This is a genomic window from Flammeovirga pacifica (genome assembly GCF_000807855.2).
Lineage (GTDB): Bacteria > Bacteroidota > Bacteroidia > Cytophagales > Flammeovirgaceae > Flammeovirga > Flammeovirga pacifica.
The window spans coordinates 754,504-780,460 of the sequence record NZ_JRYR02000001.1; the positions used below are offsets into that span (position 1 = coordinate 754,504).

21 protein-coding genes and 1 pseudogene are annotated in these 25,957 nt (G+C 31.6%); 12 read left to right on the plus strand and 10 right to left on the minus strand.

From position 1 onward, the window contains the following. The first annotated feature begins 640 nt into the window (after window positions 1-640). From NH26_RS03055 to NH26_RS03080, 6 genes are all read left to right on the plus strand, one after another. Window positions 641-3,265, plus strand: coding sequence for an AAA family ATPase (locus tag NH26_RS03055; RefSeq protein WP_044229896.1), 2,625 nt, complete (start codon window positions 641-643; stop codon window positions 3,263-3,265). A gap of 16 nt (window positions 3,266-3,281) precedes the next feature. Next, window positions 3,282-3,551 carry a hypothetical protein gene (locus NH26_RS03060; RefSeq protein ID WP_071397065.1) on the plus strand — a complete coding sequence of 90 codons (270 nt, stop codon included), beginning with the start codon at window positions 3,282-3,284 and terminating at the stop codon, window positions 3,549-3,551. Window positions 3,552-3,983: 432 nt separating this feature from the next. Further along, window positions 3,984-4,826 carry a hypothetical protein gene (locus tag NH26_RS03065; RefSeq protein ID WP_139262826.1) on the plus strand — a complete coding sequence of 281 codons (843 nt, stop codon included), beginning with the start codon at window positions 3,984-3,986 and terminating at the stop codon, window positions 4,824-4,826. Window positions 4,827-4,907: 81 nt separating this feature from the next. Further along, the gene (locus tag NH26_RS03070; protein ID WP_044229331.1) at window positions 4,908-5,834 is read left to right on the plus strand and encodes a toxin-antitoxin system YwqK family antitoxin; all 927 of its coding nucleotides are present in this window, start codon (window positions 4,908-4,910) and stop codon (window positions 5,832-5,834) included. Window positions 5,835-5,993: 159 nt separating this feature from the next. Next, window positions 5,994-6,599 (plus strand): M15 family metallopeptidase, encoded by a 606-nt coding sequence (locus NH26_RS03075; RefSeq protein WP_052432308.1) that lies wholly within the window; start codon window positions 5,994-5,996, stop codon window positions 6,597-6,599. 180 nt (window positions 6,600-6,779) lie between these two features. Next, window positions 6,780-7,166, plus strand: coding sequence for a DUF2306 domain-containing protein (locus tag NH26_RS03080; RefSeq protein WP_044229334.1), 387 nt, complete (start codon window positions 6,780-6,782; stop codon window positions 7,164-7,166). 305 nt (window positions 7,167-7,471) lie between these two features. On the opposite strand, the gene NH26_RS03085 is transcribed toward NH26_RS03080, so the two are convergent. From NH26_RS03085 to NH26_RS03125, 9 genes are all read right to left on the minus strand, one after another. Continuing rightward, window positions 7,472-7,975, minus strand: coding sequence for a DUF7691 family protein (locus NH26_RS03085; protein WP_044229336.1), 504 nt, complete (start codon window positions 7,973-7,975; stop codon window positions 7,472-7,474). Between the two features lie 6 nt (window positions 7,976-7,981). Next, the gene (locus NH26_RS03090; RefSeq protein WP_044229339.1) at window positions 7,982-8,587 is read right to left on the minus strand and encodes a leucine-rich repeat domain-containing protein; all 606 of its coding nucleotides are present in this window, start codon (window positions 8,585-8,587) and stop codon (window positions 7,982-7,984) included. Window positions 8,588-8,691: 104 nt separating this feature from the next. After that, window positions 8,692-9,957 carry a M48 family metallopeptidase gene (locus NH26_RS03095; protein WP_052432309.1) on the minus strand — a complete coding sequence of 422 codons (1,266 nt, stop codon included), beginning with the start codon at window positions 9,955-9,957 and terminating at the stop codon, window positions 8,692-8,694. 234 nt (window positions 9,958-10,191) lie between these two features. Then, window positions 10,192-10,605, minus strand: coding sequence for a hypothetical protein (locus tag NH26_RS03100; protein WP_044229341.1), 414 nt, complete (start codon window positions 10,603-10,605; stop codon window positions 10,192-10,194). Window positions 10,606-10,623: 18 nt separating this feature from the next. Further along, a complete protein-coding gene (locus NH26_RS25600; RefSeq protein ID WP_071397066.1) occupies window positions 10,624-11,787 on the minus strand; it encodes a DUF6882 domain-containing protein in 1,164 nt (387 codons plus the stop codon). A gap of 10 nt (window positions 11,788-11,797) precedes the next feature. Then, the gene (locus NH26_RS03110) at window positions 11,798-12,457 is read right to left on the minus strand and encodes a hypothetical protein (protein ID WP_044229343.1); all 660 of its coding nucleotides are present in this window, start codon (window positions 12,455-12,457) and stop codon (window positions 11,798-11,800) included. 183 nt (window positions 12,458-12,640) lie between these two features. After that, a complete protein-coding gene (locus tag NH26_RS03115; RefSeq protein WP_044229346.1) occupies window positions 12,641-13,378 on the minus strand; it encodes a LytR/AlgR family response regulator transcription factor in 738 nt (245 codons plus the stop codon). After that, a complete protein-coding gene (locus tag NH26_RS03120; protein ID WP_044229347.1) occupies window positions 13,375-15,231 on the minus strand; it encodes a histidine kinase in 1,857 nt (618 codons plus the stop codon). The genes NH26_RS03115 and NH26_RS03120 overlap by 4 nt, the downstream gene beginning before the upstream one ends. A 225-nt stretch (window positions 15,232-15,456) precedes the next feature. After that, window positions 15,457-16,080, minus strand: coding sequence for a WG repeat-containing protein (locus NH26_RS03125; protein ID WP_044229349.1), 624 nt, complete (start codon window positions 16,078-16,080; stop codon window positions 15,457-15,459). 261 nt (window positions 16,081-16,341) lie between these two features. On the opposite strand from NH26_RS03125, the gene NH26_RS03130 reads away from it, so the two are divergent. The 5 genes from NH26_RS03130 to NH26_RS03155 all read left to right on the plus strand — a co-directional run bounded on the left by NH26_RS03130 (window position 16,342) and on the right by NH26_RS03155 (window position 24,345). Further along, the gene (locus NH26_RS03130) at window positions 16,342-17,445 is read left to right on the plus strand and encodes a DKNYY domain-containing protein (RefSeq protein WP_158021874.1); all 1,104 of its coding nucleotides are present in this window, start codon (window positions 16,342-16,344) and stop codon (window positions 17,443-17,445) included. A gap of 47 nt (window positions 17,446-17,492) precedes the next feature. Continuing rightward, window positions 17,493-18,125: a hypothetical protein gene (locus NH26_RS03135; RefSeq protein WP_139262829.1), complete on the plus strand. Its 633-nt coding sequence runs from the start codon at window positions 17,493-17,495 to the stop codon at window positions 18,123-18,125. A 321-nt stretch (window positions 18,126-18,446) separates the two neighbouring features. Further along, complete coding sequence (locus NH26_RS03140) at window positions 18,447-19,388, plus strand: class I SAM-dependent methyltransferase (RefSeq protein ID WP_044229368.1); 942 nt, start codon at window positions 18,447-18,449, stop codon at window positions 19,386-19,388. 5 nt (window positions 19,389-19,393) lie between these two features. Beyond that, complete coding sequence (locus NH26_RS03145; RefSeq protein WP_199880225.1) at window positions 19,394-21,877, plus strand: FAD-binding oxidoreductase; 2,484 nt, start codon at window positions 19,394-19,396, stop codon at window positions 21,875-21,877. Between the two features lie 1,112 nt (window positions 21,878-22,989). Beyond that, window positions 22,990-24,345: a glycosyl hydrolase 53 family protein gene (locus NH26_RS03155; protein ID WP_071397067.1), complete on the plus strand. Its 1,356-nt coding sequence runs from the start codon at window positions 22,990-22,992 to the stop codon at window positions 24,343-24,345. A 644-nt stretch (window positions 24,346-24,989) separates the two neighbouring features. Here the strand turns inward: NH26_RS03155 and NH26_RS25910 are convergent. Beyond that, window positions 24,990-25,193 (minus strand): annotated as a pseudogene (locus NH26_RS25910) (phage integrase N-terminal SAM-like domain-containing protein); the annotation flags it as partial. A gap of 393 nt (window positions 25,194-25,586) precedes the next feature. Between NH26_RS25910 and NH26_RS03165 the strand changes: the two are divergent. Beyond that, window positions 25,587-25,957, plus strand: a 371-nt coding sequence (locus NH26_RS03165) for a hypothetical protein (RefSeq protein ID WP_071397069.1), incomplete at its 3' end; no start/stop codon positions are given.

The window sequence follows — 25,957 nt, forward strand, 5'->3', positions numbered from 1 at the left end:
CAAGAAATTCCACTGCTGTGTCAACATTTCTTGCCTCCATTAAAAATTTGAGACACTGTAACCTTCAGTCCTTCAGTAAGGTGAGTTCTCCGAAACTTGTCGGTACTTTTATTACCTACTACGACCTCGGCTGACTTCTCTTGTTGAACCTGCAACGAAGAGATCTCCCCAAGTAAGGACACCTTCTTTCCATTGATCACTGCTACATCTACATCATTAAGCCACAGCATAGTCGTGGAGCTAGATCGCCTTTGGACTTCACAAAGATGTGCTTGCTCATCCCATTAATGATGCCTCTTATGTAGTTTCTGTTCGTCAGTACCAACTTTTGCCGTTTGACTTACTTCAGTGCATTCCTCACGGAAAACCACCTTGTCACTTGCTAATGCTTCGGGATCGTACCCCGCACATAAGGGACTTGCACCCTCTAGAAGATTATTATATCTTTAAAATAAAATAAGGCTGTGTCCATTTTGGGCACACACACGCGGTATAGTTAATAAGGGTTTCAGTGGTATTTGGGGTGTAGTTACCCGCCCCAAATTTCGCTGTAACTTGATTAGTAAAATGCCCGCAATCCCTTACTAACCATACCGCCACCGTTATGCTTTATTAAAAACCAACCCGATAAATACAAATAATGCCAATACTAAATGATATAATTGATTGGGCGGAAAACAAGCCCGTTTTTTGGCAAATTGCCATTGACCGTTTAATCAGAAACAATGAACTATCTGATAATGATATTTCGGAACTAAAGGAAATCTGTAAAGTAGATTATGGATTATCAGACTTTGATTTTGATGAAGTGGATTTTGATGATTTAAGAGACTTCGCAAATAATGCAACAAGTAGTGATGATATAATACTCTCTAAAATTTCCAATGTAAACAACATAAACGCACTCTCAAAAACTAGTGAATTAAAATTTGCTTCAAATGGTCTTACACTTGTCTATGGAGATAATGGTTCAGGAAAATCAAGCTATGTGAGCATTTTAAAACACGCTTGTAATACTAGAGGAAATAAGCCTAAAATAAATGATAATTTATACGACTCAACTTGTTATGGACAAGATAAAAAAACAGATATTGAATATACAGTTGATGGAACAAATTTCAACACAGTAAATCTTATAAATGAGGTTGTAAATGACTCTGTTTTAAAAAGTATTGATGTTTTCGATACGTTTAGTGCGAATCATTACATTGAAGGAGAAGATGAAATTGCCTTTATTCCTCAAGGGCTTTCTATTGTAGAAAAATTAGCTGTCTGTATAAAGAAAGTTGAGAATGAACTAAATGCGGAATTTTCAAATCCTGCATTAGAGAAATTTGACCACACTCTTTTAGAAGTTTCAGATTGTTCGACTGCTAAAACATTTCTTGACAATTTAAATTCAGAAACTACACTTAACGAATTAAGAGCAGAATCAATTTGGAATGCAACTAAAAACTCTAGAATTGAGGAGCTAACCAATCAAATAGATAAATTAAAAGCAACCGACCCAAAGAAAATTTTAAAAGAAAACAAGGATAAGATAAAGCGTTTTGAGGTTTTACTAGACAAATTTCAAACACTCGAAAATAATTTAACGGGAGAAAAATTAGAGGACTTAAAACAAAAAATAAATATTCTATCTATAACAAGTAAAGCACTTAAAGAATCCTCTGATAGAGCATTCTCTGAATTACCAATTGAGGGCGTTGGCAATAGTTCTTGGAAATTACTTTGGGAAAGTGCTCGGAAGTTTTACAACGAAAGTACCGAAACAGAAGATTTCCCAAAAGTTAATGGAGACAGTAATTGCCCTCTTTGTTTTCAAGATTTAGGGGAAGATGCAAAAAGCAGATTTAATGCTTTTGAAGATTTTGTGAAAAACGATATTCAAAAAACTTTTGATGAAGCTTCTGATAAATTTGATTTAGAATTTGAAAATTTAAATAATCAGGATTTTTCATTTGAAGAACAAAAACCAACAACAATTGAGTTAGATGAACTGATTGATGAATATTCGAAAAATCAGTCACAATATTTAGAGTTACTTTCTAAGCAGAAAGACTATTTAATTGGGCTTTTTAATTCTAAAAAATCAGTTGAATCCATTAATTCAATTGAAATTGAGAACACACCCAAAACCCAAATTCAAAACCTCATTAAAAATTTAAAAGAAGCAAATGAAAAACTAGAAGTCCAATCAATTGGAGAAGATTTAAAACCGCTAAATAAGGAACTAAATCAATTAAATAGCGAAAAAAAGATTTTTGATTTTAAACCCAAATTAGGTCGTGAAATTTATCGACAAAAAAAGATAAAACTGTTAAATAAGTGTATTAGTAAATGTAATACTCGAATGATTACTAAACTTAGTAACGATTTAACAACAAAATACATAAGTCAAAATCTTAAACAGAATTTCAAATTAGAGCTTACCAAATTAGGTTTTAAAAACATCAAAATAGAGACCGAAACAAAAGGACAAAGAGGAAAACAATATTACTATTTAAGACTTGACGAACAGAACGCAAACGGTATCGCATTAAAAGACATATTAAGTGAAGGAGAACATAGATGTATTTCCTTGGCGACTTTTTTGTCTGAATTATCCATTTCAGAACATAAAAGTGCTGTAATTTTTGACGACCCAGTTTCATCACTAGACCATAAATGGAGAAATAAAATATCAAAAAGAATTGCAGAAGAAGCTTTGGAACGACAAGTTATTGTTTTCACTCACGATATTACATTTCTTCTTATGATAGAAGAACATTCAAAAAAATTAAATTGTCCTTTAGAAGTAAAAAGCCTTACTAGAAAGAAAACTGAAACTGGAATAATCGCTACAAATCCACCTTGGGATACACTATCTGTAAAAAAACGAATTGGAGTTCTAAAAAACGGCTTAGTTGATTTAAAATTAACCGAAAAAAAACAAACAGAAGAAATCTATAAGGAGGGAGTAAAACTTTTCTATGGTAAATTGAGAGAAACTTGGGAAAGATTTATTGAAGAAATCCTATTAAACAAAGTTGTTCAAAGATTTGGTAGAGAAATACAAACGCAAAGAATAAAAGTCCTTACTGATTTAACGGATGATGACTATAGTTTAATCGAAGAAAATATGAAGAAATGCTCAACATATATGACTGGTCACGATTCTTCGGGTGCATTAATTGAAAATATTCCTGACTGTGATGAAGTTGAAATAGACTTAAAAGCCCTAGAAGATTATTTAGTTGAAATGCGAAAAAGAAAAAGACAATAAATAACCAAGCATAACAATGTATATAAAAAATAGGAGAAACAGGAGTAAAGGCCCTGCTTGGATTGGAAAAGTTGAGTTCTCCAAGTCAGGGGGAACTGCTTATTTTAATGATAAAGTATTTAAGCATTTTGGCAAAGGGCATTACGGAGATATTGAGACTGGTGATAGTTATTGGATATCTGGAATAAAAAAAAATGGGAAGGACAGGCACGTCTTTGGAAAAGGTAAAATTCAGATTGATAAACTTATTGTGAATGAGTATCTGCAACTTGTTGACTTTGTTTAACTGAAACCTAGCAAATTTGAGCTTGTAAATATTCAATCGACAGATAAAGTCAGATTCAATGAGATTTTAAATGCTAAACTGGATGCAGGTTTTGATTTTGAAGCTCTAAGAGAGAAGGAGATTCATAAATTGACTGATAAAGAATTATACTTTCTTATTGGAGAATACATAGAAAATGAAAAGAATTCAATGTATAATAAAGGAAGACGTTCAATTAAAAAATATCGTATTGAATTAGAAGAGGAATATGAAAAAAGGACTGAATAACGAGGCGACAACAATATATAAAAATTATAGCTGATAAAGTATTGAAAGCAAGGTCTGTAGCCCGCTTCAATTTTTGTGTAATTTGACTGAAAAGCACCCTGCAGTCGGCTACTATCCTTATACTAACCGTTGTAATGTATTGGGAACTGTTATACTTTCAAACAAATGAAAAGTAATTCAAATCTTTCTGTAGAGTATTTACTTAAGATTGGCAGGAAAGAAGTTTTTCATAAATCTCTAATACTCTTTATCTTATTAATCATTTTTGGTATAATACTATCAAAAATGTCAGGATTACATTTGATTATTGTAATTCTAAGTATCTTAGTGCCATTCATTGTTTCATCCTTTTATTATAAAATGAAGCGAGTTAAATGGTTAGCTTGGTCATGTAGTAATGTAATGGACATACATAGGTTTCACCGATTAGCTAATAATGAAAATTTAATAATTAGGAAAGCTACAAAACTTGAGAAATACTTTTTGAGTGAAAATGAGAAATTACAACTTGATCACTTTGAAAAAAGTTTATCTTATGGCAAAGAGAAATTTATAGATGACCCAAGTTTATCAGATTCAATAGAAATCTATTACGATAATAGATTAATTACCTTCTGGTTATTATTTATTACAACAATTTTAGTTTTTTCAATCAATCAAATATTCATTCGTAGTAAAATTGATTTATTAAATTTAGAGTTAATAATATTTGTATTACTAAGTATCCTATGTATTTACTTTATTATCAACTTGATCATAAAATTATCTGACCATAGTCCACAATTAATATTAAGTTCAAAAGGGATTACCTGTAGAAATGAAACATATATGTGGAAAGATATTCTTAATTATGGTGTAATTTTAACCGGTGGAAGTAGACTTAAACAACATCGATTTTTGATAAATACAAAAAGTAATCATCAGCTAATTTCTCTTTTCTTTTTGAAAGTGAATATTGTAAAATTAAAAAATCAATTATTCATTTATAAAAATAGGAAATCAAAATAAACACATTACAACACCAACTAAACAGCAAGTCTCTGCCAACGCGTCCTCGCTCGCTTTTTAGCAAATTCGTTGTGCATAATTATGAAAAACACATTCTACATATTAATATTATGGGCTTCTTGTTCAGCTTTTGGACAAGAAAAGTCAATTGATAACACCTCGTTATTCAATGAAATTCTAAGCAACCCTAAAACTAAGATTGACAGAAAAACCTATCCCAAATCGATTATAAAAGAGTTTTACGAGTTAAAACTTAATGAAAATGATTGGACAGCATTTAGAGAGTATTATCCAAATAAGAACATAAAAGAAAAAGGAATATTTCTAAATGGAGATTATTTTGGTATTTGGAAAACCTATGATAAAAACGGAAATCTTATTTCGGAAATAAACTATTTCCTTTCAAAGAAAATAAAAGGGAATGATTTAGGATTTGAGGAAATATTTGACCTATGCAAATCAAAAGCTGACCAAATAATCCAATCTCATTTCGGAGAACAAAATAATTTTAAATTAAATGCTTCAAGAAGCTATTGGTACAGCGACAATAATTCAGGTACTTGGTTTGAAAAGCGGTCTGAAAAGCCAAAAGAATTTCTTTTAAGATATTCATACAATGCCTCAGACACTTTGAAATTCGGAGTTGTCGAATTGCACTTCAACTCGGATTTAGAGTTAATACGTGATAAAGCAAAAGGACTTCTAAAAGCTAAACCATACGAATTCAAAATTGACTACTTTAAAGCAAAAGAAATTGCTACATCAAAAATGTATGGGATAACTAATCATCAAAACGCTTTTAAGGAAAGTGAATATCTGAATTTAATTTTTGACGAAAGTGATGATTGCTATAAGTGGATTATTTCTAAAGTGTCCGAAACGAAATGGAAATCATACAAAAACACAAATAGCGGAACGATAACTGGAATTGGGAAAACGCTTTTAATTAATTGTTCAACTGGAGATATAGAAGAAAGTGAATTCGGAGGAACAATAATTGTAAATTAACTATGCACAACATTGTATAAAAATATTAGCGGTTTAGTCGCCAAAACGAAATAAAGAAAATATAAAAAAGGGTCTATGTATAACCGAAAAGTTAGTGTGTAAAAATCCGCTATTAATCTTATTCTAGACCGTTAGCGTTCATTAGATACAGCTGCAACAATGAAAAAAAAATTGGAAATACTTTTTTTAATAGGAGTTATTGTTTCGATTACCTTCTTATACTTCTATTACAATTATAAATTTTGGACACATTATAAAACAGATGATTTTAAGACTTTAATAGAATATAATGGAGAGAATATCAAAGGATTAAGAGGAAGACAAATATTGATACATAAAGAGTTTGAAAAGTACATAGAACAAATTGATAGATATGCAAGTGATAACAATGTAGAATTAATAATAAATCAAAGTTATAGGTCTGACAAGCAGACTATCCGTCGGACAATAGTTGAACCTGGAAAATTGTCGAATCATCTTGCTGGATTTGCGATAGATTTCAATATTAAAAGTAAAGAAATAAAATTCTTTGCAAAAGATTTAAAAAGGAGTAACCTAAGTAAGTTGCCAGACAATGTTCAGAATTTTATTAATGATATTCGTAAAAATAAGGATTTGAGATGGGGTGTTGATTTTCGCAGAGAAGACCCAGTGCATATTGACAACCCAATAAATTTAAAAAGTAAAAATAGGTGGATTGAATTTAGTAAAAATTGCACATTGGATTATTCAAATAAAATTCTGAAATGGAAAATTTGGAAATAATAATAACAAAATGCTAACAATGCATAAAAATAATAGCGTTATAGTGCTGTTTTCAAGGTGTTTAGCACGCTTCAACTTTCTTGTAACTTGACAGGAAAGTGCCTCGCAGTCGGCTACTATTCTCATACTCACCGTTCTCTTTCATTACAATAAAAACCTGAAAATTTAAAAGAATAGATTATGGAATATAGTGAGTTGATGCTTATTCACTTGGTGACAGTTGTTCCTTGTTTTTTTATTGGGACAATATTATTATTGATAAAAAAAGGCACAAATCTTCATAAAAAACTTGGTCTTGTATATATGATCTTAATGATGATTACAGCTTGTGTTACTCTATTTATGCCAGCACATTTGGGAACAAGAGTTTTAAATCATTTCGGTTTGATACACAGTTTTAGTTTTTTAACTATTTACACAGTTCCAACAGCATATATTGCAGCGAAAAAAGGAGACATAAAATCTCATAAAAGAAAAATGATATTACTCTATTTTGGTGCAATTATCATAGCAGGGGCTTTTACTTTTACTCCAGGTAGGTATTTATATGAAATATTTTTCAGATAGAAATCACAAAAAAAGAATTAAACGATAGAGAACAATGTGAATAAGTAAATCTAGCCTTATGTGAAATATCAAGCCTTTGAGCTCGTTTGCCGTGGTGCGAACTTCATAAGAAAAAAGGATAATAAAGAAGTTAATTCCTTGCAGACACCTTTACATTTTCGTGTTTAGTAGGAGCTTTTTGTGATGCAAAACGAGGCATTATAATCATCGTTCTTTGCAATATGGGCAGGCTTTACAAGTCTCTTAAAGAAAAAAATAATCCCAAATAGAATTGGGATTATTTTTTTATTATACATTAGACCTAACTAATAATAATATAACACTAAATCGTTAGAGTTACCATAAGAACATGAATCAATCCACGATAAAAATTGATCTTTTTGAGAGCTATCGCTTATGTGTTCATTAACTTCGGTACGCAGTTTTTCTAAATTTTCGCTTCTACATGACAATACAATTGGAAAATCATCAGGGGTTGGAATATTTTCAATTTGTAGATCAAAGGCTTTTAACTCTTTTAATTCACATATTTCAGTAAGATTAGTAGGGTACCATTCACTATTATTTAGGGAACTGCCATGAATCAGGAATATCCTTTCGAATATATACCAATACAAATAGGCATATTGTGGATCAAAATCTTTACCATTTAACATGTCTGTTATTATCTGTATTACAGGATCACTAAAAGAATCTGCTAGGTCTTTTAATTCTTCTATATACTCTTTTTTATGTTCCTCGCTGAGGTTTAATATTTGCTGCTCTATGCGTTTAATATTCGTTTTTATAGGTGTAATTCCGTAACTCATTATAAATTAATTAGAAGTTATAAAAGTGATGTTATCAATATCAGATGCTCTAAATATGGTTGTTCTATCCTTCATGAATTTTTCTGGTATGTATACCTTTTTAAGGTTTTTAGAACTAGCAAATGCAGAGCTACTTAGTGTATCTATATGCTTAGGTATAGTAAGCTCTGTAAAATTATTCTCAGCAAAGCAATCGTTATAAAGAGTATTTACTGATTCTGGTAAATCAAATTTAGATAAGGCATTACCTATAAAACAAAACATTGGTATGGTACTAATGTTTTCTGACTTGATAGTAAGTGTTTCTATCTGATTTCTTCCAAATGCCCCCCCACCGATTTTTTTTACGTTTTGAGGAATAGTGATTTCCTTAAGCGTATTTTTATAAAAGGCATCTTCTCCAATATATTCTAGTTGTTCGGGTAGTTCAACAGCTTCTATTCCTTTGTTATAAAAGGCATCTTTCAAAATTTGAGTTACCGGCTTGTTGTTGATGAAGGTAGGTATTGTAATATGAGTATCCTTACCAATGTAATTTAGGATAGCAATACCATTAGTAACTTCTTTGTAAGAATAGTCATTGCATTTTGAATTTTCAATTTGATCTTGCATTTTCTATTTGTATTGTTTTAAGATAAAACTGGATGTATTATTCCACAAAGGCGTATAATACAGCCTTGGAGTTCAACTTTTGTTAGTGTTATTTATATATAATTTTACTCTATACCCTGTGCATCATTAAGTATTCTATCAATAAACTCAGTATTAATTTTTAGTAAGAGTGATAGATTGTGAAGAATTTCTACTTCTTCTTTAGCGATTTCACCATCTGAGTAAGAAATAATGGATAGATCGCGTAATATATTTAGCTTTTGCATTACGGATAAAGACACATTGAGTTCTTTAGATATGTTTTGCAGCTCGTCTATTATTTCATCTTGTGTATGCTCGCTAATAGTCATCATACTAGTGGTGAAAACATCTTGATTAACGATAGAACGAAGAGCTTGTATTTCCGAGTCCTCAACAACCCCATCAGCAATAGAAATCATATAACCACCAAAGAACATGAATTTCTGAATTTTAGCACCAAACTCAGTATCTGAAGCTAAATATTCAGGCTCCATAAGCGACATAATCTTCTTGATTTCATCTTCCATCTGATCTTCTGTAATCTCTGCATTTACAGAAGGGATAAACTGTTTAAGGGTTTCACTCTTATTAAACAACTCTAGGGCTTTAATACGAAGAGGATTAAATGGGTGAGTGCTATACCAATCAGAAGGATCATGATTAGAGTCGTTCATTACCGCTTCTAAATCAACAAATTGCTTGATGTATTCATTTAGTTTAAAATCCAATGAATTGGAAGTTACACCAGATGATAACTTAAAGAATGTTTTAGCTACAACCTCAAAATTTCCACAGCATAATAAACCGGCTCTATCAGCACTTATTTCGGCATTCCTGTTCCAGGCGTACAATTTCATTGCATGTAATGGAGAAAGAATATTACACCCAACTTCTAAAATATGACTTACAGGATATTTAAAATGTTCAAAAAGAACATGACCAATCTCGTGTCCTACTACAAAAAGAAGTTCTTCTTTCGTAAAATTTTCAAGCATCCCCGATGAAATAATAATGTATAGCTTATCCTCTTCTGGAGGATAACAAGCAGCGTTGAATTTATTACTTTGGTAAACAAAGAATTCAATACTCGATTTTAGCTTTAGTATATCAATACAATGATCGGCTATCTCATGTAGATTTGGAGCTAATGCTTTTGTTAATCTGAGACTAGATTTTAATAAATGACGACGTGATTTAAATACCGGATTATTATCCTTAATTTCATTTATTGTTTTCTGAATTTCTTTATCTTCATCAAACTCTAGAATATAATCGCGGTCACCATCGTAGACCAATAAGTCCAAATCAATATCTGTACGGGTACTTTTATATGTTTCGATAACACTCATAATATTTTTTTATTAATAGTTGAAGGGTATTTTTTTTGATCAAAGTTGTTTAAAGTTATATGGAAGATCTATGAGTAAAACTTTGATTACATTGACTGAGATTCATTATAACTGAGAAATAAAAAAATAATCAATACCAATGATAATCAATTCATGACTCTCGTGATTTCTCTACAACCTTAAACAACTTCATGAGAAATAGTACTACTATATATCTTCAGTAATAAGTATTTACTAAAGGTTATTTTCTAGTAACTCATTTAGTTTTTCTGTTCTACTTTTTACATCATCAGCATTCATAATTGGGCTATGATCTACTTTTAAAATGCCATCTGAAAAAGAATAAGCATGTGTAGGGTTATGATGATTATTCTCGTTAACAATCAGTACTTTTTTCAAGGATTCTTGCAAAGCCTCTTTACCCATGTCGTCAGCACATATTGCTGTAAAAGCTTCAACTAAAGGTTGAAAATATACTTTAGGATAGGAGTCAGCTAGCAGGTGATTAAAACGCTCTTCGGCTACGAGCGTTTCCCATTTAATTTCCATTTCAATCTCAAATCCAGCCACCTCATTAATTTGCTTTACTAATGCAGGTAGTTGTTCTTGCTCAAATTGTTGTGCGATTCTTCTTTCTTTAAGTCCCATAATTCTATTGTTTTAAATTTAGTTATTTGTAATTTTCATCAGATTCCCTTTTAAGTTGAAAAGGGCAAATACTTCTTCGTTATTTCGTTTTGCCATCAGGTTATTTCCTGCTGGTTCAACCGCAAAGCCATTCTGATTTAGGTAAGCGGTTAGACAAGATTTATGCGACACGTTCATCGAAGCGATTAATCCTGTAAATGTTGATATTACGATAGGGGTTGGTGTTTCTTCTTTTTTCGCCATCAATTCCGAATTGGTTAACACGTAAATTTTGATGCCGTTAAAATCAACAGGAAAATAGGCGGTTGCATTGCTTACTCCAGAAGCAATCATGGCATAATAATGTCCAGGATCAGTTTCAATTGATATTTTAGGTACAGTGAATTCTTCAATATCATTCGCGATACCTAATTCACGCATTTGATTGGCCGTACTCAATAACTCATCGGGTATACCACTTTGAGTATTTCCCCATCCCCAAAGCCAAGTTTTTTGTTTTGGCGAATAGGTGCCTAATATTTGTATAGGCACTTCGATTTCTTCACCAAAACGAAGAATGCCATCCAATAAATTAAAATCCCATTTTTTGTCGCCTATAATTTCGGCACAATGATTTTGTTGTTCGTAGGCTGTGGCTGCGTGTAAATTAAATAGGTCGTCAGTACTTACTTTAGTTTGGTTTGTGTCTGCAATTACTGCTTTAGAGCTAACGTTATTTGCCGAAGTCGAAGTGTTTTGCGTTTCAACTTTTTCATCAGAACTTCCTCTTTCTGCAAGTTTTCGCTCTAACAAATCGCATAGTACTGAAATCCGAGGCTCCATATTATCAGCATTAATAACAGGATCTAGATTAATGGTTAAAATCTTGTTTTCTAAGGTATACCCAGTCTCAGGATTGTGAATATTACCTTCATTTTTTATGACTACTTTTTGGACTCCTGCCTGCAGAAGGTTCTTTCCAAAATCGTCGATGCAAATGGCTTTTAAGGCTTCAATTAATGGTTTAAAGTATATTTTCACATAAGTATCATGATACAAATGTGCAAAACGGTCCTCTACCATTGTTTCCCATTGTACTTCAAGGGGTAAATCGAAACCTGCAAATTGATTAATTTGTTCTTTCAATGGAGGGTATTGTTCCTCTTGAAAAGCTTTTATAGCTCGTCTTTCTTTAAGTCCCATAATAGTAGGTTTATAAGTTGTTTAGTAGGGCATTTTCAATATCAGATGCTAACGTATCGCTTAGAGCTTTCTGGTATTGAATAGATAAATTAATATGCTTGCTTTTTGATTTATCAATTGAAAAACCTTTATCGCATAGTGTAATTTGTAATGATTCGATAACGCACCAAGCATCTTTCCCCATAGTATCTGAGCAGACAGAATTGATGGCTTCTACAACCATACCTATAATATCTTTAATGTTTAAGCGATCTGTATCACTCAAGTTTTGCATTGGCAACAGAATATCAAAGTCTTGATGTTTACATTTAAGCGCCTCACATTCTGCTTTTATCCAACGTTTAAGTTGTAAAAGACTAATTTTCTCATCATTGTTTAATGCACGAGGTATTTCTCCTTTGCTTAATAGACTAGCTATTTTCTCAGGCTGATGTACTTCTATGGCAATGATATCAGAAGCATGAAAGAAGACAAGTGATTTAGTAGCTTCCGTTTGAAAGCAAACATGTATACCCTCTAGGTCGGTTTTATCTAAGGAAATGATAAAGCCATAAATGGATATTCCTTTACGTAAATGTAAACTAACAATCGGTTTAACTTCTTGCTTTGCAAGTTGCTCTAAAAGAAGAGTTGTATTAAACGCTTTGTATTTTTCTGCCGATGCAATCATATTATTTTGTTTTTGCTTCAGCTAATGTATAGGGTAGTTTTTGGCTTACAAAAAGCACTTTATTTTCGCAGCTATAAATTTCATATTCGTTATTTCTCTCTTGGTAAAGGGTGTATGAGGTAGGCTGATAATTGGATAAGTAATCGAGTTTGGATACTCGATTACTTCAATGATACATGGTCTTTAGCTTTTCAATACTTTCTGAAGTGATGCTTTTTTTCGTGTAGATACAGGTACTTCTGAATGATCTTTTAGGGTTAATATATTATTGCTATTAATTGACTTAATATACTTTAGGTTTACTAAATGTGATTGATGAACTCTAAAGAAGAGGTCTGAATTTAAAACGCCTTCGTAATATTTGAGATTACGTGAAATTAGTATTTGCTTTTCCTGGGTGTAAATAGTGGTGTAGCTGCCATCGGATTGACATCTAATGATATCATTTACATTGATGATGTATTGATTATCGGAAGTCTTTAGTAAAAGTTTTTCTTCGCCAACATCAGTTGTTACAGTTGTATCACTTAACTTTTTGCTTTCTGAAATTGGAATGTTTTTATGAACAAAAGATCTAAATCGTTTAAGGCAATCTTCCAACTCATCTATATCAATGGGCTTTAGAAGATAATCAAAGGTGTCAAACTTAAAGGCTTTAATGGCAAACTGATCATAGGCGGTTGTAAATATTACATTAAAGTTGCCTTTGTCGCAAGCCTCTAATACCTGAAAAGCATTACCGCCGATTAATTCAATATCGAGCAATACCAATTGTGGCTTTACGCTGTTGATAAGCTGAATGGCATCCTCTACATTATCAGACTCACCTACAATATCAATGTCTTCGGCAATGATAGCAAGCATTTTTTTGAGCGTGCTTAATGCATTAAATTCATCTTCTACAATAATTGTTTTTATCATTTACTCTTAAGTTTGAATTTGACAATTGTTCCCGACGCATTACCCTCTGTATCTAGTAAATCAATCACTTCAAAGGAATTTTCTTCACCTAAACGACGTTTCTTTAAACGTGATAAAAATACATCTGTAGCATGTATTTCGTTTTCAGTGTGTTTGTACTTTTTCATTTTATCACGACCAATACCGTTATCTGAGATAATAAACTCAAGCTGCTCGTTCAGTTCATTAATAGTCACCTTTATTTCACCTGGTCTTTTCAAGTGCTTTAGTCCATATTCAATAGCATTTTCTATAAAAGGTTGTAGCAGCATTGGCGGAATTTGTATCTGCTCGGCTTTTATTTTTTCATCTAGTTTTAGCTGATATGTAAACTTATTATTAAAACGAGCTTGTTGTGTTCCAATGTAATTAGATAGCATATTAATTTCCTGATCTAAAGAAATATTCTCTTTACGTACATATTCAAAATTTTGTCGCATTAAGCGTGAGAATTTTGCAATTAGTTTTGTCGATTTAATAGTGTCACCATCCAGGATGATATTTTGGATGGCAGCTAGCGTATTGAATATGAAATGAGGATTCATTTGAATACGTAAAAGTTTCTGTTCTAAATCGGCAGTTTGGTTGGCAGTGCGTAAACGGTAGTTGTTAAATGAAAGTATAAGTGCAAGTATTAATAGCACTAACGTTAGCGCGACGATACTAAATATTATTCGGTTCGATCTGTTTTTTTCGGCTTCTTGCTCAACCTCTTGTTCCTTTTTTAGTACTTCATATTTTACATTGGCAAATGATAGTAGCTCTTCTTTTTCTTTTGCCCAACTGTAGTATTGTAAACTATCTCTATCGTTCTGATAAGCAATAGCTGTCTCGTAGTTTTTTGCAATAAAATTGTTGGATATAAGTTGGTTGAGTATTTCAATCATTTCGGAATATTTGGCTTCCGATGAGTAAATATCTAAAGCCTGTTGATAATAATAATTAGAGGAGTCTATCTTACTTTGTAAAATGTAAGCCTTTCCGAGTCCTTTAAACGGGGCAGGGTTAATAGTATTACCGGTTTGGTTTAAAGCAACGGATTTCTTAAAGTAAAATATAGCATTATTAATATCACCTACCATCATATGAGTAAAACCTAGATTGTTATAGGTACTAACCAGAGGCCTGATATCTTTATTGTTAACCATTACATCGACTGCCTGTGTAAAATAAGTAATTGCGTTATTGTAATCTTTTAGTCTCAAATAAATGGCACCAATATTATTTTTACAAGCCGATATAGAGGCAGTATCCTGCATTAATGTAAACAGTGAATCTGTTTTAAGTATGTACATTAATCCGGTTTCGTAGTCGTTTAGAGAAATGTGTATATTAAACAAGCGATTATATACTTTGCCTAACAAACGTGGGTTCGATTGTTCCTTAGCAATTTTAAGTGCTTTAAAAGCCACTTCTTGTGCTTCTTGATATTGTGCCAAATGTGCGTGTGCCGAACTTATTGTCACCAAACACAAACCTGTAGTGTAATAATGCTTAGTATCTTTATAGTAATCATAGGCTTTTGAACTGTTTACAATTGCATCCTCGAATTGTCGGTTTAATACATTTATTTCACCTTTTAAAAAATAGATATGAGCTTCCTCCTCCTTGTTATTTGATCGGTTGACCATTAAGCTATCAAGTCTGATTAATGCGGCATCAGCCTCGGTAAATGATTGTTGGTAAATAAGAGAAACTAGCTTTTTAAAATCAGTAGCTTCAGTTGTATTAGTATTCTTGGGTTCACTATAACAAAGGAGAGGTATAATCAGAAAGAAGAAGAATAGAACAATACTGTTTGTTTTTAAATGCATACATGCAAAATGTTAGTTTCAAAAAATTTGGTTTATTATAATGCATAAAGGTATACATCCCAACCTAATAAATGTCTATATGTGATATACAATTATAGAGAAAATGGATAATACTTTCAGCGCTAGATTATAAAATCCCACTTGTAATGGAATTGAAATTAAAAGGGTAATAAGCTTAATACGGTATAAGCCATTTGTTTTATCATCTTTTTAATTGTTATAACTTTATTGAGCCTCTGTTATGCGATTTCCCTTTTTATCGATAAAAAACCATTCATCACTTTTAAGAGTGGTATGTTCATCCCAATCTTTTGTAGTCTCACAATTAAAGGCAACCTGAGCAATGCCATCATAAAAACGATAAGCACAGCTGTAAATACATGGGATTACAATTTCTCCATTTTCATTAGCAAACCCCACCTTACCATTTCTCTTTACTCGAAATAATCCTTCTTGGGGTTCATCAATCCAATTGTCGAAAAAGTAAATATCAAAAAGTCTATTTTCGTTTCTATCAATGGCAAAAACTTCGTTGTTGGTTTTTATACTATCAAATACAATGGCAAAATGTTTTAGCGTATCTACCCAACAGTGGCTGTATTTACCTATGGGTATAATGGTATCGCCTTGGGCATCTACATAACCAATAGGAGATCCTAATTCAATAAGCGAATCGCTACTAAAAGCAATTAAGTAGTTGTCGGGTGCATCAATGGTTAAATCTGTGTAAACAATGATATCCTCATCTGAATGAGGTACTTTGTTGGTTTTAAGTAAGCTATATGTACAGCCAATAATTACAATAATTATTATAATTATCAATAATGATTTATTTTTTAGCAATAACATGTGAACGATTTATGTATATTTTTTTTCTAAAATAGCTCAATCTGTCTCATCAACTAATCAAAAAGTTTTTATTATTAATGAGTTGAAGGATTAACTATTTTATAAGTGAGCTGAAAAGAGTAGGAGCAAAAGTACTAGAAATAGATTTATTGTTTTTAAATTGTTTACCGTTATTTTTTTGCCACAATAAATGTATTTTTTTGACTTATGTCTATTCTCTACAATTATCCAATATTAAGTATAATATTAGCCTTGTTAATAATGAATTTTATAATACGAAAAATAACTGGATTCAAAAAATCACCATTATTAATGTTATTATCCTTAATAGGAATGGCTTGTAGCCCTTATAAAGGCCCAGTTGATAAAAGCATATCTACCTCTTATTATTACTCTAAAAAGAAAGGGATGATTTGTTATAGTTGGATGGGTAACTGGTTTGAACTTGGGAGTATTCACTTTAAAGCAGATATAGAATCCTTTGAAGTATTAGCTGAGTATTATGCTAAAGATAAAAACCATTCGTATTACAAATCAGAAAATATTGATCATGAAGTGGACCATGCATCGTTCAGGGCGGACTACTTGTTCTGTTATGATAAAAATAATGTATATGTGCCTTTAAAATATGTGAGTGATAATTATCTTGATGAGGCTGAAAAGGGACATTTCCTGAAGCCTATAAAAGGAGCGAATCCTACTACCTTTGAAGATATGGACGATGGGTGGAGTAAAGATGATAAGTATATTTTTTACAGATACAACCCAACGGAATTAGATCGTAATAGTTTCGAAATAATAAACAAAGCATTTGTGAAAGACAAGGACAAGGTATTTGCTCTTGAATTTGATAAGATGATACCCACAAACATAGATGTGTTGTCCGTTAAAAAACTCAACGAAAGGTATGTATTCGATAGTGAAAATGTATATGATTATCAGGAATATATAGATGGGGAGAAAGTAGGTTCATTACTAACAATTCCATATTCGAATCCTAAAAATATTTATATTAAAGAGGAAAAGTATTTATTTGTAGAAGAGAGAGTATTTTATGATGATACGGAATTAGTAGGTGTACATTCTGCTACATTTAAAATTGATACTAAGGATAATATGTATGCTTTAGATAAAAATAAGGTGTATTATTTTGGAGAAGAAATAGCCCAAGCCGATCCTAAATCTTTTACAATACTAGATTATTGGATATATGCCAAAGATAGTAAGAGGGTATTTTACGAAGGGAAAGAAATTAAAGGGGCTGATGTAGAAACATTTGGTCCTGTAGAGAATGATAAAACAAGTTTCCCAATGCACAAAGACAAAAACCATATTTATAAAAATGGCGAGGTGTTTACAGAATAATGCTAAGGTACTACGATTGTATTGCTATCAATAAAACTTCAAGTATCATGTTTAAATACATTTTATCCGTTTTTATACTACTAATATTACTATTTAGTGTAATCATCTATAATGCTATCAATAGTTTTGAATTAGTCCCACATCCTGAAAAGTATGAAATAGATTATTATCATCCAGAAACAGTTATTTTTGAACCTGATACATCAATTTCAGGAATATCACTTTTCTCTAACGTTTCTTATCAAGATTTTTTAAAGGGTAAAAAACAGATTCCTGTTGATGGTGGTAATGATAATTTTGTTCTCATTTTTACGAATATAGGAGAGACACAATTATTAAAATTATACGAACATCCAGAACAACAAAATCATCAGTTTACAGAATTTGAAATCACAAAACCATCAACAGCTAGAGTTGAATCTTTTCTTTCAGCTAATATTGATGAATTTATTTCAGAAACAGGGATTAAGATGGATATGACTATTGGTCAAGTTAAATCAATTAAAGGTGAACCTAAAATAGTAAATGTAGATGAATCTGAAATACAATTTACTTACATCTTAAATGATTCCATCGATAAAGGATTTCTAAAAAGACACGATATCCCAATATATTATTCAGAGTTTAATTTTACGGAGGGTTATCTAACAAAATATAAATTTGGTACTAGGTATCAATAGTATTTCATAGAAGTACTACAGTAATTTAAATAATTATACTTGGCTTGAATTAAGAAAAAACGAGTAGTCACAATAACTATAATTCATTGTAAGCTTTGTACTAAAATTTTAACTCTGTACTTTTAATCCGACTTTATTTCTTGAGCGGAAAAGTCTACGACATTTTCGACAACGAAATCATTACCTAAACTAAAGGCATTATTTCATATTTTTTCAGACGATAATAATTTCTTGAGGAAACGTTTTAAATGGATGATTTACTAAATAAGTAGATTGATCTAAATTTCGATAGTTATTAGAGCGTTACTTGAATTACACACAATGAATAGGAAGAAATTTTTAATCACACTTGGACTATTAGGCACTTCTACCATATTGTTTCCTGCCAAACTTATCAATTCTATTGCAGACAATTGGAGCAACTTCAAGCATATCTATTCAGACAATAAACTGAAAGGAAAATTTTTTAAGTTTTTACAAAACGTCTTTAACTTATTTCCTGAAAATAAGTTGCATGAATTGATTTCAGAATCGACAAACAATAAATTTACCGACAAAGAAATTTATTTAGATGTGCAATCTAAACTTGATGATATCAGTCCATTTTTATCAACTTTTCAGTATGCGTTACCTTCCCTTTTTAAACAAAAGGAAGAAATGGCCAGACAAAGTTTAAAGCTTCTAGAACCTGGCGGGACTTATAAAGGCTATTTAGAAATAGGCTCTTCTGGCAGATATCTAGATTACTTAGAAGAGAAAGTAAACATAGAAGGCAACCGGTATTATGCAGATGGTAAAGAGCCAGGATACTCAGTACCAGAAATGATAGATAGAGGGCAAGTCTTTATTGGAGCCGATTATATTCCTCTAGCCGATTATAATACCAAATACTCGGAAATCATAGAGAACGAAAGTTTGGACTTAGTAACTATCTACATTGGTTTTCACCATTGCCCCATTGACTTAAGAGAAACATTCATTTCATCAATACGAGATACCATGCGAATGGGTGGGAAACTCATCTTAAGAGATCATGATTGTCATGATAAAGATCAAGAGACTATTGTTGCTCTGGCACATGATGTTTTTAATATGGGCACACAAGAAACGTGGGAATACAATGAAAATGAAACAAGAAACTTCTATTCGTTAAATTTCATCACTCAGTTCGTTGAAAAAATCGGTTTTAAATTCGAATCGCAAACCCTTTATCAAGAAGGTGATCCAACGAAAAATGCATTGATGCTATTTACAAAAATCTAAACTTCATGAAACAACTATTAAAACTATTTCAATTTTTACTCAAGTTACCAGGCAATTTTTTTAAGTTTATCCACCGTAAGAAAAGGTACGCTATTCTTTTTTATGTGTTGGTAGCATATATTCTCTCCGTAATTATCATCATTAAAACCGCTGGCGATCCAGAATTTCATAAAGTATTAGAGAATAAAACGGTAAACGATATTACTCAACTCAACCCTATACAAGTAGGTGCAGTAATTCAACCGACTAAAATAGAAGATGTCATTAATGCAATACAAACAACCACAAGACCAATTTCTGTTGGAGGTGGTCGGTTTAGCATGGGTGGACAGGTGGCTTTTGACAATAGCCTCCATCTTGATATGCGTCAATTCAACAAAGTACTTCAACTAGATACAGAAAAGAAACAAGTGACAGTACAACCCGGTATCACTTGGAGAGATCTTCAGAAGTACATTGACCCTCATGATCTTTCAATAAAAATCATGCAAACGTATGCGAATTTTACGGTTGGAGGCTCTATTTCAGTGAACTGTCATGGACGATATATTGGACATGGACCAATCATTTCATCCGTCTTAAATATTAAACTTATAACTGCTGATGGCAATTTAATTAATGCGAATAGGGCTGAAAATACAGACATTTTTAATGCAGCAATAGGTGGTTATGGCGGAATAGGTGTTATTGTTGAAACGACTTTGCAATTGGAAGAAAATGTTAAAGTAGAAAGACAAACTAACTTGGTAGAAGTACAAGATTATCTCACCTTTTTCAAAGAGAATATTCGAAATAATAAAAAGGTCATCTTTCAAAATGGAGATTTATATCCTCCTCATTTTGATTTGATAAAAAATATAGCTTGGGTTGAAACGGATAAAGCGCTCACAGATACAGTAAGAGTAACACCTACTGGATTAGACTACAGTTTTGAACATCGATTATTAAAAGTTGTTGCGTGGGGAGATTTTGGAAAATGGATACGTAGAAATATTTTTGATCCATACCTGTATAGAAATGATGTAGTGACGTGGAGAAACCGAGAAGCTAGCTATGACGTCAATGAACTTGAACCCAAATCGCGGAAAGAATCAACTTATGTATTACAAGAATACTTTATACCTATAAACAACATCGAGTCTTTCATTCCTAAAATGAAAGCCGTTTACGATCAATTCGATGTGAATGTTATCAATGTTTCCTTGCGTCATGCTTATCCAGATAAAGAATCAATGCTCTCATGGGCTCCTGAGGAGGTGATTGCTTTTGTGATCTACTACAAGCAAGGCACTAATAAGGAAGCAAAAGAAAATGTAAAACAATGGACTATGGCAATGACTGATGCTATTCTTAGTGAGGGTGGTACCTGGTATTTACCCTATCAGCCACAAGCATCAGTTGATCAGTTCAATACAGGTTATCCAAATGCCAATGCGTATTTTACTTTAAAAGATTCTATTGATCCACAGCAACGATTTAATAATAAATTACTAGATAAATATAATCCATACATTGCTGAAAGGATTGAAAAAGAAGGAAAAACCATTAATGGTTACTATCGAAATGAAGAACAAACAATCTTGACTGTACCTGAGTGGTATCTAGTATTTAATCCGAAAGAATATTCCGATTATCTTGAATCTGGAGCTAATCCCTCAGACTTTCCTTTTTATGCTTCTATAGACGAATATTGGTCGCTTTATGATCGTTCATTAATGTTAGTTTCTGATGCTTATCCTCCAAATGATGAGTACATCACTATGTTGCAGGTGATAGGTGTCTCAGTCACATTAGAATATACCATAAAAATATTCTATGAAAATACGATGGGTAGATTATTTAGCTTCTTTCATAACGGTACCAACTCTGATGAAGAAGATATAATTAATCAAGCAAATAGAACATACAGTGATTTTATCTATGATACAGCATGGTATGAGTTTGAATTTCTACCGTGGATAAGTAAAGTTTGGAGTACATCTAACACCAAAGAAAGTAACTGGTTGCGAAAAGTTGAACGTAAAACCCTCTTCACTTTTGAATTCTTATTTAAAGCGGGTTATGGACAGCTCATAGGCTGGGCAGCGAATTCTACTTACGAGGAGCCTGTTACTGATATCTATGTATTAGCAACCTCTTCAACAGAAATTCCAATGAATAATGAGCTCAAAGTCTATTCTAAAAAGGATAGTACTTATCTACTTAGTATTAAACGTTGGGGTGCTTTCACTACTAATTTAATTGCACTTGCTGATCAAGAGGTTCAGATTCATAGAATTGGAGGTAATGATGAAATACTTGTGAGCATTATTGCCCCGAAAAATTTCTCATTACAATCAAACAAGATAAATGTACTCTATGAATCAAATATTGTTACTGATAATAGTGCTAAAAGATTAATATACTTTATGCCAGTATCTGAGTTAATACCTTTCATTAGAAGCATGAAAACAGAAGGGTTGGAGATAGAACATATTTATGACTATTAAACTAAAACATATACGCTTAATAAATAAATTTTCTGATGAAAGTTGGCACACATAAATTCTTAAGTAAAGTAATGAAAAAAAATATTGGGTTATTATTATTTCTATTAACCTCATGTGTTTATACTATAAAACATGAAGATGGTTTTTATCATTACTCATATTGTACTGCAATTGCAGGAGAAAAAAGTGAATATCACTTATTTAAAAGTCCTCAAAATAATGAAGTTGATAGTATTGATCTGATAATCAAGATGATCGAAAAAAAACTAAAAAATATTTTAATTTTGCTGCATTTATTGAATACAGTGTAGCAAAAGAAAATATCAAAATTAAAACTTATACTGATTCAATTAAAAAACTAACATTAGTACCCAATATTTATTCTTTGAAAATTAGTTGTATTGGATATAATGATTTAATAATAGATAACTTGTTGTTAGAAAAAGGAAATAAGACTGAAGTAATAGCGGAAATGTGAGGAGCTAATGGATTCGCTGATTATGATATTAGAAGTAAAAGGAAACTTACGAAGTTTCAATTAAAAAGAAGAATCAAGAATCTTGAAAAATAATCTTTTTATAACAATCAATAATTTATACACGTGTGCCAATAATTAGAGCTTAGATTATCTTAAAATCCCCCAATTTAAGCCCTAGTTAACAAAAGACGATGTTTAATTGAAATACTTTCTTTTATAGGAGAAAGTTAGGAAAGACTTTTCATTTTCATGAGAAGTCTTTTTTACTTTTTAGGAGGTAAGTATCAAAACTATTACCTCTTACAATTTATATTTCTTGCTTACTAACAAATAACGATTACATTGTTTATGTAATTCAACATTCTGACAGCAAACTATTTTTTAAGATGTTGAGAGTGTTTTTTACTATTATTTAAACTGCATGATCTAATAATAAATTAAATCGACACCATAACACTATGTGAAAATGCATTAAAACATATCATACTCTAATCGTTGTATGCCATAAAAACAAACACAGAGAATTCAATAATCTAGTGCAACAAAAGTTATTATGTAAAAAAGATTGAGAACAAAATTGATTAACTTACCTTTAGTCAGAATTTGAATAAATAGATGATTAAACAATTATTGTATGAAACTTTATAAGCACATTTTTTTCTGCATTCTATTGCTTATAAGCTTTAATCAGCTTTTCGGTCAATACCAGCCTAAACCTGTCGAGAATAATATCATCGGAACTGACCTGTCAATGGTAAAAGCAATTTTGGATAATGGTGGAGTGTATTTAGTAGATAATGAGCCTGTCAATGTTTTTACAGCATTCAAAGAAAATGAATATAATTATGTTAGGTTAAGGCTTTTTCATAAACCCAACGGGCAGGATGGAGTGGTTAATTCTTTAACATATACTTTAACTTTAGCCCAAATGGTAAAAGATGCTGGAATGAAGTTTCTACTTGATTTTCATTACAGCGATACTTGGGCAGATCCCTCTCAACAAACTATTCCCAATGCATGGGTTGGATTGGATTTTCCCACACTTAATGATAGTATCTACAATTACACGAAAGAAGTCTTGAATATTTTTGATGCTCATGGCCTTATGCCTGATATGATTCAAACGGGTAACGAAATAAATCACGGAATTTTATGGCCTACTGGTGGAACTTGGATAGACGACAAATCGAATTATAATAATTTTACAACTCTTCTAAAATCAGCTATCAGAGGGGTGCGTGAATCAAATCATGGCAGCAATGTGCCTGTGATGTTACATGCTGCTACCGGTGGTTCATACGAAGACAGCAAAAGCTTTATGGACAGTTTGCTTTATTATAATGTTGAATTCGATATACTTGGTTTAAGTTATTATCAATGCTGGAATGGAACTTTGAATGATTTAGAAGACAATTTAACTTATCTAAGTTCCAATTATAATCATTCGATAATGATTGTCGAAACAAGCTATCAATCAGATGGAGAATCGCCTGATTATTGCGTTATCACCCCCGAACAAATTCCATTCCCTTATACAGAGCAAGGGCAATTTGATTATCTACAGGCAATTTACAAAAAGCTAGGCCTACACAATAATATCAAAGGAATGTTTTATTGGGGAGGGGAATATATTTATGCCGGTGATGTAGGAGGTTCATATTCATCACTATTTCATTGGCAGGGTAACGCTAATAAAGCTCTTGGGGCATTTTCAGAAATTACTAATTCAGTTTCACCAAATAAACCCTTCGATGCAAGTATCGAAGTTTTTTCCAACAGAAATAAGCAATTATTTATTAATACAGAAGATAATATTTTGATAAGAAAGGAAATTAATATTTACGATATTACAGGGAATTTAGTATGTTTTAGAAGTCTTATAGGCCGAAATAATGTGATAGATATTAATTTTTTATCACAAGGGATATATTTTATTGTTATTCATAATGAACAAAATCTAATTTATAATAAAAAACTACTAGTTTACTAATTTTATTTTGACAATGGGCGTATTCATTATATATACAAGAGAATAATTGTAAGATCACAACTGTAATATATCGTTTGATATGGCATATAATAATTAGGGCTTAGATTATCTTAAAATGCCCCAATTTAAGCCCTAGTTGAACAAAGTCGGTGTTTGATTGAAACACATTTCCTATAGGAGGAAACTTAGGGTAGACTTTTCATTAATTTGAAAAGTCTTTTTTGTAATCAATTTTTCAATGATTCTTAAACCTTCCTTTTTACACCTCTAAAGAAGCATAGAAAAATACTTGAAAATCTTCCATTTAAGAAGAAAGTAGAGGGTGTAAAAACCTAGGCTTACTTTCATAAGCAAAAAATTAGAGAAATATGGAGTTAATTGATTACTGTTGTATTGAGATTTTTCTTTTTTGGAGGAGATCTTTGTGAGGCAAAACGTGGCATAATAACCATTGTCCTTTTTCCAGGACACGGACACTTTTTAGGATCATATCCCAGTTTTTTAGTCGATATTTTAATCCAATTCCATTCCTTAATTTTAGGAGGCTTGAAAATGGTTTTACACTCTATGTCGGGTATAGAATCATTTCGTTTCAATGTTGGTAATTGTATCGCCCGGTCATCTCTGTCGATATATCTTAAGGCATAAACATAATGCTTGAAAGTAGTGTAAGAAGTGTTTTGTTTTTCTTTGAGAAGAAGTAAATAATCATTAATTTGATCATCGGAAAGTACAAGTTGTATCTTTTTAAAATACAATGAAATACTAGCGATAGTTCGGATGTAGTTTTGAAAAGTAGAAGTAGATTTTCCGCTTAAACTCATGTTACAATACACTTGATCAAACATGTTTTTGAAACCTAGAACAACACGTTTCGCTTTTTCGACTATTGTCTCTTTTTTTTCATCTTAGTCAACTATTAGTTATAAAATCAATTAAGATATAAAGGCAAGATATTGAGGGCTTTATCTAGAGAAGCTTTTGTTCAACACTGTATAAAAGCATTAAAACGCATTTTATAGTAAACGTTGGCGTTCATTATAAAAAGTAGATTAAGTGAAGAATTTCTCAATCGAGAGTATTAAGATTGACTAATTATGCAGATAGAGAAATATCACTCTATGAGTTAAAAAGAAAATCAGGATTTGAATAAGATTATCTAAAATTCAAAGCAACAAAGATGAAAAAGAGTTTTGATATGGTATTAAAAAGGGAAAGTTGGTTCTTAAAATAAAAATGGAATGGATACTAAAATCATGTACATTGAATTAAAATCGGGATTCTCAGATGATGGCCCTGCTTGGATTGGAAAAGTTGAGTTCTCCAAGTCAGGGAGAACTGCTTATTTTAATGATAAAGCATTTAAGCATTTTGGCAAAGGGCATTACGGAGATATTGAGACTGGTGATAGTTATTGGATATCAGGAATAAAAAAAAATGGCGAGGACAGGCACGTCTTTGGAAAAGGTAAAATTCAGATTGATAAACTTATTGTGAATGAGTATCTGCAACTTGTTGACTTTGATGAACTGAAATCTAGCAAATTTGAGCTTGTAAATATTCAATCGACAGATAAAGTCAGGTTCAATGAGATTTTAAATGCTAAACTGGA

Coding starts and splice junctions, on each gene's coding strand:
- NH26_RS03130 (WP_158021874.1), top strand. CDS start 16,342: ATGAATTTTATAATACGAAAAATAACTGGATTCAAAAAATCACCATTA.
- NH26_RS03145 (WP_199880225.1), top strand. CDS start 19,394: ATGAAACAACTATTAAAACTATTTCAATTTTTACTCAAGTTACCAGGC.
- NH26_RS03080 (WP_044229334.1), top strand. CDS start 6,780: ATGGAATATAGTGAGTTGATGCTTATTCACTTGGTGACAGTTGTTCCT.
- NH26_RS03075 (WP_052432308.1), top strand. CDS start 5,994: ATGAAAAAAAAATTGGAAATACTTTTTTTAATAGGAGTTATTGTTTCG.
- NH26_RS03100 (WP_044229341.1), bottom strand. CDS start 10,605: ATGGGACTTAAAGAAAGAAGAATCGCACAACAATTTGAGCAAGAACAA.
- NH26_RS03085 (WP_044229336.1), bottom strand. CDS start 7,975: ATGAGTTACGGAATTACACCTATAAAAACGAATATTAAACGCATAGAG.
- NH26_RS03070 (WP_044229331.1), top strand. CDS start 4,908: ATGAAAAACACATTCTACATATTAATATTATGGGCTTCTTGTTCAGCT.
- NH26_RS03155 (WP_071397067.1), top strand. CDS start 22,990: ATGAAACTTTATAAGCACATTTTTTTCTGCATTCTATTGCTTATAAGC.
- NH26_RS03065 (WP_139262826.1), top strand. CDS start 3,984: ATGAAAAGTAATTCAAATCTTTCTGTAGAGTATTTACTTAAGATTGGC.
- NH26_RS03135 (WP_139262829.1), top strand. CDS start 17,493: ATGTTTAAATACATTTTATCCGTTTTTATACTACTAATATTACTATTT.
- NH26_RS03060 (WP_071397065.1), top strand. CDS start 3,282: ATGTATATAAAAAATAGGAGAAACAGGAGTAAAGGCCCTGCTTGGATT.
- NH26_RS03095 (WP_052432309.1), bottom strand. CDS start 9,957: ATGAGTGTTATCGAAACATATAAAAGTACCCGTACAGATATTGATTTG.
- NH26_RS03115 (WP_044229346.1), bottom strand. CDS start 13,378: ATGATAAAAACAATTATTGTAGAAGATGAATTTAATGCATTAAGCACG.
- NH26_RS03140 (WP_044229368.1), top strand. CDS start 18,447: ATGAATAGGAAGAAATTTTTAATCACACTTGGACTATTAGGCACTTCT.
- NH26_RS25600 (WP_071397066.1), bottom strand. CDS start 11,787: ATGGGACTTAAAGAAAGACGAGCTATAAAAGCTTTTCAAGAGGAACAA.
- NH26_RS03090 (WP_044229339.1), bottom strand. CDS start 8,587: ATGCAAGATCAAATTGAAAATTCAAAATGCAATGACTATTCTTACAAA.
- NH26_RS03125 (WP_044229349.1), bottom strand. CDS start 16,080: ATGTTATTGCTAAAAAATAAATCATTATTGATAATTATAATAATTATT.
- NH26_RS03110 (WP_044229343.1), bottom strand. CDS start 12,457: ATGATTGCATCGGCAGAAAAATACAAAGCGTTTAATACAACTCTTCTT.
- NH26_RS03120 (WP_044229347.1), bottom strand. CDS start 15,231: ATGCATTTAAAAACAAACAGTATTGTTCTATTCTTCTTCTTTCTGATT.
- NH26_RS03055 (WP_044229896.1), top strand. CDS start 641: ATGCCAATACTAAATGATATAATTGATTGGGCGGAAAACAAGCCCGTT.